The 10,098-nt window shown below is 34.6% G+C and carries 8 protein-coding genes; all 8 read left to right on the top strand.

The window, feature by feature from the left end; translation table 11 throughout:
* Positions 1–1,112: chloride channel protein (locus F6K22_RS19115; protein WP_293101188.1), on the top strand; the 1,112-nt coding region annotated here is incomplete at its 5' end.
* 887 nt (positions 1,113–1,999) lie between these two features.
* Positions 2,000–2,488, top strand: a complete 489-nt coding sequence (locus F6K22_RS19120; RefSeq protein WP_293101191.1) for a GAF domain-containing protein — start codon at positions 2,000–2,002, stop codon at positions 2,486–2,488.
* A gap of 270 nt (positions 2,489–2,758) precedes the next feature.
* Positions 2,759–3,877: an NADH-quinone oxidoreductase subunit NuoH gene (gene nuoH, locus F6K22_RS19125; protein ID WP_293101194.1), complete on the top strand. Its 1,119-nt coding sequence runs from the start codon at positions 2,759–2,761 to the stop codon at positions 3,875–3,877.
* A 303-nt stretch (positions 3,878–4,180) separates the two neighbouring features.
* The gene (ndhI, locus tag F6K22_RS19130) at positions 4,181–4,795 is read left to right on the top strand and encodes an NAD(P)H-quinone oxidoreductase subunit I (protein ID WP_293101197.1); all 615 of its coding nucleotides are present in this window, start codon (positions 4,181–4,183) and stop codon (positions 4,793–4,795) included.
* Between the two features lie 266 nt (positions 4,796–5,061).
* Complete coding sequence (locus F6K22_RS19135) at positions 5,062–5,685, top strand: NADH-quinone oxidoreductase subunit J (RefSeq protein ID WP_293101200.1); 624 nt, start codon at positions 5,062–5,064, stop codon at positions 5,683–5,685.
* Positions 5,686–5,886: 201 nt separating this feature from the next.
* Positions 5,887–6,192, top strand: a complete 306-nt coding sequence (gene nuoK, locus F6K22_RS19140) for an NADH-quinone oxidoreductase subunit NuoK (protein WP_293101206.1) — start codon at positions 5,887–5,889, stop codon at positions 6,190–6,192.
* Between the two features lie 391 nt (positions 6,193–6,583).
* Positions 6,584–6,784, top strand: coding sequence for a hypothetical protein (locus F6K22_RS19145; protein WP_293101202.1), 201 nt, complete (start codon positions 6,584–6,586; stop codon positions 6,782–6,784).
* Between the two features lie 2,232 nt (positions 6,785–9,016).
* Positions 9,017–10,098, top strand: a 1,082-nt coding sequence (locus F6K22_RS19150) for an AAA family ATPase (protein ID WP_293101204.1), incomplete at its 3' end; no start/stop codon positions are given.

A 10,098-nucleotide genomic window follows, 5' to 3' on the forward strand; every position in this document is an offset into this window, starting at 1 on the left:
CCTTGATAGTGGCAACAATTGGGGGATTTGGTGTTGGTTTGTGTCTCTATTTCTTTGGTCAACCTGGAGAGATGGCTAAGGTGATTGATAAAATTCACGATCCTGGTCGTTTGGACCCAAGTCAAACACCAGGGATGATTGCTACTTCCTTGGTATCAATTACTGCTGGTGGAAGTTTGGGACCTGAAGCACCTCTAGTACAAATTAATGGGAGTTTAGGAAGTTGGATTGCAGATAAACTGAATTTGAGTCTCAAGGAAACACGAATTATGACGTTTTGTGGTATGGGTGCAGCATTAGCAGCATTCTTTGGCGATCCTGTTGGAGGCCCATTATTTGCCCTGGAGATTCCCCATCGTCGTGGTATTCAGTATTATGAAGCGATTATTCCGGCAGTTGTTGCAGGGATTTTTAGTTTTGGCGTGTTTCGGTTTGGTACTGGGTTAGAAATTGGCGGTATCTATCATTTTGACTATTTTGATACTATTCCTGCTTTGAGTTGGCTGAACCTTCTGGAAGCTGTAGTCTTAGGAATATTTGGTGGTTTAGCTGGAATTTTGTTTATTGGGATTTTTCGATTGACAAAGTTGGCGATTCAACCTATTGAAGATAGGCATATTTGGCGAGCAATTTTGGGCGGATTGGGGATTGGTTGGTTGGCAGTTTTATATCCCCAAACTCTATTCTTTAGCGAGCAGCAAATTGAAACTCAATTAATTGAGCCAGCTACTACACTTACGGTTGTGACGTTACTGGGAATTTGTCTGGCTAAAATGATGGCTATTAGTTTTACTATTCATGGTGGATTTCGAGGGGGTTTTATCTTTCCCCTATTTTTTACAGGAGCTAGCTTAGGGTTGGCTATCAGTTTTTTGATTCCAGCGGTACATCCAACTATTGCTATGTTGTGTTGCATGGCTGCCATTAATGTATCGGTTACCAAAACTCCTATTAGCAGTTCGATAATTTTGAGTGTTTTATCTGATACATCAATAATTCCAATTATAGCGATCGCTAGTTTTACAAGCTTTATATTGACTAGTAATATTGGTTTGTTAAGCACTCAACGTCCTAGGAAGCAAGAGGAAAATTTAAGTATTGGTGTTGGTTAATTTGTAATTCTTTTCTCCTGAATTTCTATATCAAAAACGTAAGCATTCAGTTATTAGCTTTCAGCTTTCAGCAATAAAACCTCAACCTTAAAGAGAAGGTTTAAATGAATATCGACTTGAAAACTGACTTCTGTAGTAAAATTTAATTCTGAATAATAAAGCTTTTATTAGCCAAACTAAAAGTAAGAGCTGATAGCTTATAGCTGACGGCTGAATGCTTACTCAAAAACTATAGTTGTAGATTCGATAAATACTGAATATCATTACCAATGGATAATTGATAATGGATAATTAATCAATCCGGTTTAAAGCCTCTCTTAATAGGATAAAAAAAGTGCTAGGAGATTTATTTATATTACATTCCGTTACAGTTTTAACTAAATGAACTTTATGCCTATGCTATATCTCAAAACACTATATTGATATAATGGATAATTGATAATGGATAATGGATAATGGATAATTAATCAATCCGGTTTAAAGCCTCTCTTAATAGGATAAAAAAAGTGCTAGGAGATTTATTTATATTCTATTCCGTTACGGTTTTAACTAGAGGCAATTATTCATTATCAATTAATGAACTTTATGCCTATGCTATATCTCAAAACACTATATTGATATAGCAGTTGAAACATAGGTATTATTTGTCTGAGTTTGTGAGATAGAATAGCTGATGCAATTCATTCTGCAAATGTATAGCAGAAGAAAGAAGGAAGAAGAAAGAAGAAAGAAGAAAGAAGGAAAAATCTGGCGTTGTCTGAGTTTTCAGCTTTTTATCTGTCCGCCTCCTTTGCTTCGACTGCTATAAATAAAATTCATAATGTAGATACATTGTAGTGTTTCGATACTGATTAGTAATAACTAACATAACTTGATAAATCAGACCTATGTTAATAAATGAAACTGTTACTATAAGTCTAGAAAAAATTTGTGTATCAACTGACTTTCCCTATGGTGAAGCTTGGATACCAGATGAAGATGAAAATTTACTACAACTTAGTTCTAGCTATTATATTAATTCCGGCCTTGGCGGAAAGGATTTAGAACAATTTTGGATTTGTAGTCAAGATTTTATATTATCTAGAGGTGAAGGTTTACCAGGACGAGTTTGGTTATTCAAACAACCGGAATGGATTATAGACGTCACTATTGAATCTGAGGGATATTTTTTACGCAATCAAATTGCGCAAGCTTTTGGAGTAAAAAGTGGCTTTTCTGTTCCTGTAATTGCACAAAATAAAGTTTTGATGGTGTTGGCTTTTTTTACGACACAAACTTGTTTTAAAAATACTAAAATTATAGAAATAGCAACAAGCAAAGCCGAAAGTTTAGGACAGCTTCTATCTGATTCTAATTATATTTATAATTATCAATAAATATAATTTATCAGTTTTGGATTGACAGAAATTAATGTACTTTACCATACTAAAGAATGCTATATATTATGTATTGCATAACTCATTAATTTTGGCATCTATCGATTAACTAAAATTGTCAAAATAGGTAATTTCAATGTTATCTATTTTGACTGTGGGAGCCGAACTATATCCGCCCTATAAAAATATCAGGTTTAACTTATCCCAGAACTCTATCTTTCTGATACAATCAACAAGCAAAGTAATAATACTTATTTAATCCTACTCTAAATGAATTCAGGAATCGATCTACAAAGAACATTTATTCAAGCCCTCGTAGATTTGGGCTTATCCTCAGAAATAGCTAGAACTCTATGGCTACCATTCCCTATGTTATTAATGATCGTTGGTGCTACTGTCGGCGTTCTAGTAACAGTGTGGCTAGAGCGAAAAATCTCTGCGGCAGCGCAACAAAGAATCGGCCCTGAATTTATTGGCCCTTTAGGGACTCTCGCACCCCTCGCTGATGGTCTGAAGCTAGTTTTCAAAGAGGACGTTGTTCCGGCCAAAGCAGATCCCTTACTATTCACATTAGGACCTGTAATTGTAGCTATACCTGTATTTCTTTCGTACCTAGTGGTGCCCTTTGGACAAAATTTAGTAATTACAGACCTTGGAGTAGCAATATTTTTGTGGATTGCCCTTTCCAGTATTCAGCCTATTGGACTACTAATGTCTGGCTATGCTTCTAATAACAAATATTCTCTACTTGGGGGTTTACGAGCAGCAGCACAATCTATTAGTTATGAAATTCCTTTGGCTTTGGCTGTATTGGCAGTTGTAATGATGTCCAACAGTCTCAGCACAATTGATATAGTTGAACAACAATCAAGTTATGGCATCTTGGGATGGAATATTTGGAGACAACCATTGGGTTTCATAATTTTCTGGATAGCAGTATTGGCAGAATGTGAACGTCTTCCTTTTGACCTTCCAGAAGCAGAGGAAGAATTGGTGGCTGGATATCAGACTGAATATACTGGCATGAAATTTGCTTTATATTATTTAGCTTCTTATGTCAATTTGGTTTTATCTTCCCTATTTGTGGCGATTTTATATCTGGGTGGTTGGGAGTCTCCAATTCCAGTAGAACTTTTATCTAATTTGTTTGGAGTGAGTGATACGACTCCTTGGTTACAAATAACTAACGCCACTTTGGGTATTATTATGACCTTAATCAAAGCTTATCTACTTGTATTTGTAGCAGTTTTGTTACGTTGGACATTACCCAGGGTCAGAATTGACCAATTATTAGACTTAGGTTGGAAGTTCTTGTTGCCAGTGGCTTTGGTTAACTTGCTATTAACTGCGGCTTTAAAGTTAGCTTTCCCATTTGCTTTTGGCGGATAAATCAATAGCTGATTTGAGATTTTTTGATTAAACTATATCTAAAATCTCAAATATACTTTGGTTAACTATATTTCTGAGCAGAGTTGCTAATATCCTCTGTGATGCAGTTAATAAATTGACAATATACTTCGCCAAAAAGTAAGCCATAGTTAAAGCTAATATTGCAGTCGAAGCAAAGATTAGGACATTTATAAATGCTGAAACTCATTCAGGGATTACTTCTGACTTCTGACTTCTGACTTCTAACTTCTGACTTGCGCGTAGCGCTATATTGTCACTCTAAGTTTTATCAAGCAAAAACCCATGTTCAAATTCCTCAACCAAGTAAGCGATTACGCTAAAGAAACTCTTCAAGCTGCCAAATATATTGGTCAAGGTCTATCTGTCACTTTTGACCATATGCGCCGTCGCCCTGTTACTGTACAATACCCATACGAAAAGTTGATTCCTTCTGAAAGATTTAGAGGTAGAATTCACTTTGAATTTGACAAGTGTATTGCCTGTGAAGTTTGTGTAAGGGTTTGTCCGATTAATTTACCTGTAGTGGATTGGGAATTTAACAAAGAAAGTAAAAAGAAAAAGCTCAAGCATTACAGTATTGATTTTGGTGTTTGTATATTCTGTGGAAATTGTGTAGAATATTGCCCTACTAACTGTCTATCCATGACAGAAGAATACGAGCTAGCTGCTTATGACCGCCATGAGTTGAATTACGATAACGTTGCTCTGGGTAGATTACCATACAAGGTGACAAATGACCCAATGGTTACTCCGATGCGAGAGCTAGCTTACTTGCCTAAAGGAGTTATTGACCCTCATACAGTTCCTCATACTTCCCGTCGTGCTGGTCTCCGCCCTGAAGAAATTCTGGAACAAATAGAAGCTGAAAAGCCACCAGCAGAGACAACAGAAAAATAGTTACAGCACTTCCCGCTGTTATGAGGTACTTATATTTATGCTTTTAGGGAACAGGGAATAGGAAATAGGGAATAGGGAATAGGGAATAGGGAATAGACAAAAAATTCCCGATTGTTAAGTTGTACCTCATTAGTACGGAATCTGCTGTATTACTTATTTAGTTATTAGTTGTTAAATGGTTAACGTAATTTTCAGCCTCCAACAACTAATAACTACTAATGAACAAAATATCATTCAAAATTCAGACATATTTAAAGGAATAAAAAGTGGATTTAGCACAAGGGGTTCAATTTGTTTCATTCGTTATTTTAGCCGTAATGATGATTGGGGCAGCTTTAGGAGTAGTATTATTTTCTAATATTGTCTACTCAGCTTTTCTTTTGGGTGGAGTGTTTCTGAGCATTTCTGGTTTATACCTTTTATTAAATGCTGATTTTGTAGCTACTGCCCAAGTTTTGATTTATGTTGGGGCTGTTAATGTCTTGATTTTATTTGCGATTATGCTTGTAAATAAAAGAGAAGATTTTAAAGTTTTGCCTAATGCTTGGTTGAGAAAGGCAGCTACAGGTTTAGTTTGTATTGGCTTGTTTGCTTTGCTAAGTACAATGGTTTTGTCTACTTCTTGGTCAATTCCTGTTAGTGGAGCTGTTGCTGGTGAAAGTTCAATCGTATTAATTGGCAAACACTTTTTTAGTGATTTTTTACTTCCTTTTGAGCTCGCTTCTGTGTTTTTGTTAATGGCAATGGTGGGTGCTATTATTTTGGCTCGTCGAGATATTTTGCCTGATGAAGTACCGACTGATATGCCTCAAACACCTGTTTTAAGTTTGCCAGAACGTCCTCGTGAATTAGTTTCAAGTTCTGGCGAAAGTTCTGCTCAAAAAGGTTAAAATTAATTACTTTTGCCAAATTAATTTAACATTTATAAGTAGGGAAGACTTAACTGGGAACGAAAAATATACTTGTATGCTTGATAGGTAAAGCTAAAAAAAATAATTTAGCCTACCTACTTCATTTGAGCATCAAATGTACAATTAATTTTTCTTGACTACTTAATTCAGTAATTTAAAAGGTTTAATAAGTTTATGCAATTGCAACTGGAATATTTTCTGTTATTGGCAGCAGCACTTTTTTGTATAGGAATTTATGGTTTGGTTACCAGTCGTAATGCTGTTAGGGTGCTGATGTCTATTGAGTTACTTCTCAATGCTGTAAATTTGAATTTGATGGGTTTTTCTAATTTCCTAGATGCTCAAAATATTAAAGGTCAAGTTTTTACTGTCTTTGTAATTACGGTTGCTGCTGCTGAAGCTGCTGTAGGTTTAGCTATAGTTTTAGCAATTTATCGTAACCGCGACACAGTGGATATGGAAGAATTTAATTTATTAAAGTGGTAATCTTAATTTAAGCATTCAGCTATTAGTATTCAGCATTCAGCTTTTGAAGGTAATAACTTACTTGGGTTAGCCTATCGTCTTTTTATTCATAACTTTTCATTTTTCTTGGATATTAATTCTTCCTTATTGTGATAATAAGTTAATAACCCATAGTTCATAGCTCATGGCTAATGGTTGAATGTTTTGTTTGATTTCTTTTAACATATCCCGGTTGCTATTTTAGAACATATTTATTTTCCTAATAAATTTTTTTTACATAATATGTAAAGAAATATAATTTTATTTACTGAAAAATATTAAGCTTCATTACTAAATTGCAACATAGAGAGAATCTCCATGCTATCCTTCCTTATCAAAGATAAGCTCAAACAATTTAGGGGAGGAGAAAACTTTGAATTCAGAAACTAAACAATATCCATCTTGTTCTTTACATCAAGATGTTAGTGAATATGTGGCTGATTTACAATTTCACATGACTTTGCACGCTCGTAATTTAGTTCCTTCTCTGAATCAAGCAAAAGATGGTCGTGAGCAAATGTTGCAGCAAACTCAAGCTCATTTTGAAAAGTTGATTTCTAGACAGCCTCTTTAGTTATTTTTTATATTGATTTTTATTGAAAAAGCCCAGTTTCAAGTAACAAACGAAATTGGGTTTTTTACTGCGCTTGAAAAGTTGATTGAATATATTAATTAAGTAATTTTTTGGCACTTTTTTCAAGCTTTAGCATTACTTGGGCTGGGAAGGGAGAAGCCCACACTATAACTATAGCCTCAGCTTAGTGTGGGAGTAGTCATTTCAGTTATCAGTTATCAGTTATCAGTACCTCTACCTGAAGTTAGAGGCTTGAAATATTGAATAGAATATTTCTCTTGGTCGATTGGATATGGCGTTTTGCGTTCCGCAAAACTTCGTTTCGGCGACAGCCGAAACGCCATCCCATCCTACGGACTGCTCCGCATTCATGTCGGCGACAGCCGAAGTGCGAAGTTGTGCGCCAGCTAAACGACCGCTTTTTCATCCCCTTGAAAGGGGAGGCTTGAGACCTTATTTTTTGGTCACCTGATTGATTAATGGTTGCAAGGTTACTTGGGAAAGACATCTAGATCATAGATTTCTTTCTTTTTCTCAGAATGTTTCTCTCAATTCTGGTCAGAGATATTTGAACAGTTTTAATTATACTTTTCAGGTTATGTATTTTAAAATTTAAAACTTTATCATCAATCCCTGACAATAATTATGAAAAATATTGATGAATAAACTAACAAAGTTTCAATACTTTCAGCCGTTTTACTCAATTTCGTGATATGATAAATTTCATTATAATCTAAAAGCAAGTTTTTGCTTAATCAAAAAAGAAACCTGTAAACCCTTATTCTGTCGTTATTTAGGTGGCGATCTCTCTTAATTTATCGAAGGATGACTAACTAATTTTCTCCACCCTCTTGAACTAGCAATTGACAAAAATATATTTATGTAGTATTTGGAAACTAACACTATGTGAAGCAGTTGCAGTCAGGAAAAGATTAATTGTAGGGGTAGGATTAGGCTTTTTACCGAATAATTCATAATTACGGGTTGCTGATGAACTGTAAAAGCATTGATATATAAAGGCTTTAGCCTTTTAGTATCGAAAAAAGTGCCAGCTTTTCGGTATCTAGAGCTGCAAAAAGTTAGCATTTTCCGCACTTCTGTGCGGAAAAATCAAGGGATAATTCTTCCTCCTAGCTAATCCATAATTCCCATTTCTCCTGACTCCTGATTCCTACCCTCACTGATAAGCCTTTTTCAGCAAACCCTAATTAATCAATTTTGGTTTAAAATCTCTCCTTTTAAGGAGAAAAAATTCCCAAATTTTCCTTTTAGTCAATCCTCTTCTTTTGAATAAGAGGTGATTATTAATTGTTGAAAAAAGGGTATCGATCGGGTGACGGGGTAAAAAGGAATAAAAAGAGCACAACAAAGAGTTTGATTAGTAATGACAAAATAGTAATTATTGACTATTTTTATTTGATATTATCTTCGGAGTCTACCGTAAGTATTCAGTTAGCTTGCGGTAAACTTTTAGCTGTTTCATAAATAATGAATATACACTCTCGCTTGTCAAGGTCAGTTTTTTTTCTAATACTTTTAATTCTCCTTAAATCTATCAATACTAATTCCTGCTCTAAAGGCAATGAATTAATAGCTGATAGCTGATAACGAAGTTCCTCTGCAAGAGGCTAGCTTATGGCTGAATGCTTACAGTTTACTTGTCTTCTTATCTGACAAATAAGTGCCTCAACCAAAATATGAAAAACCTACCCCCGTAAGCTGGTAGGTCTAATTTATTTTTGCCAGATAATAATATTTACAACCCTATACTTTCCCTTAATACAAAATTGATAAAATAATTTTATAAATAACAGGCTAGGATTAGAAATTATGAGAAACTGGTTTCATGAATGCTGACAAGATTTAAGATGTACCTAACTCAGACCTACCACTTACAACTTAAAGCTTATTTGTAGTAATTTTTTTTCAATGGGTATAACTAACTGTGGCAAGATGCATAAAATTGCCAAGGTAGGAGGTTCAATCCCAAAGAGTGATGTTAAACCTCAACAAACATTAACTTGATAAATATTGCCATAAAACTGATATAGTAACCCTAAGAGAAGATTAATAAATTAATGATGTGATTTAATTATCTGCAATACCAAGTTTCTATTAGCTATTTTGGCTTGACCAACCTTCTATTCTAAACTGCTAGAAACTGCAAATATTATTCTATATTTAAAATCTCTATCAAACTATTCTTTCTGCTCAAAAAAAACATCAAAACCAATGCCATATTACATATCACCTAGATTTATAGATAAACTAGCAGTTCACATTACCAAAAATTTCTTAGACCTGCCTAGAGTAAGAGTACCTTTAATATTAGGAATACACGGACGAAAAGGAGAAGGAAAAACCTTTCAATGCCAATTAGTATTTGAAAAAATGGGAATAGAACCTGTCACAATATCTGGCGGAGAATTAGAAAGTAAAGATGCAGGAGATCCTGCACGTTTATTACGTTTACGTTATCGAGAAGCATCAGAAAAAATCAAAGTTCAAGGTCGAATGTGCGCTTTATTTATTAATGACTTAGATGCAGGTGCTGGTAGATTTGATGCGGGTACTCAATATACAGTAAATACTCAATTGGTAAATGCTACTTTGATGAATATTGCTGATAATCCTACTAATGTACAATTACCTGGTAGTTATGATGAAACTCCTCTACATCGAATCCCAATTATTGTGACTGGAAATGATTTTTCTACTCTTTATGCACCTTTAATTAGGGATGGTCGAATGGAGAAATTTTATTGGGAACCAAGTAAAGAAGATAGAATTGGTATAGTGGCTGGGATATTTAAAACAGATCAACTTTCTGCTGGAGATATTGAGAGTTTAGTAGATGAATTTTCTGACCAAGCTATAGATTTTTTTAGTGCTTTACGCAGTCGGATATATGATGAACAGATTCGTGATTTTATTCATCAAGTAGGTATAGAAAAAATTTCCAGACGGGTAGTAAATTCTACAGAAAAAATTCCTGATTTTCCTCAACCTAATTTTAATTTCTCTCATCTGAGAGAGTATGGAAAAATTATGGTTGGAGAACAACAACGTATTCGAGAATTACGGTTAGTTGAAGAATATAATAAATCTCGATTATTCGGTGTTTCTCAAACACAAAGGAAGGAACCGGAAAAATTTACCTTAAATACGCCAAATTCTAATTATTCATCTCCAGCAGTAACTACACCGAATCAGTTAATAGAAAATCAGATTAATCATGGTATTGAAAAGAGTAATCTCAGTTCTGAAGTGAGGGAAGAGATACAAAAAATTCTCCAAGATGGTTTAAAAATTGA

The organism is Okeania sp. SIO2F4 (genome assembly GCF_010672385.1).
In the GTDB taxonomy this organism is placed as follows: domain Bacteria; phylum Cyanobacteriota; class Cyanobacteriia; order Cyanobacteriales; family Microcoleaceae; genus Trichodesmium.

What these genes read in the sequence shown, in the direction of transcription:
- F6K22_RS19120 (WP_293101191.1), top strand. Translation starts at nt 2,000, where the DNA reads ATGTTAATAAATGAAACTGTTACTATAAGTCTAGAAAAAATTTGTGTA.
- nuoH (WP_293101194.1), top strand. Translation starts at nt 2,759, where the DNA reads ATGAATTCAGGAATCGATCTACAAAGAACATTTATTCAAGCCCTCGTA.
- ndhI (WP_293101197.1), top strand. Translation starts at nt 4,181, where the DNA reads ATGTTCAAATTCCTCAACCAAGTAAGCGATTACGCTAAAGAAACTCTT.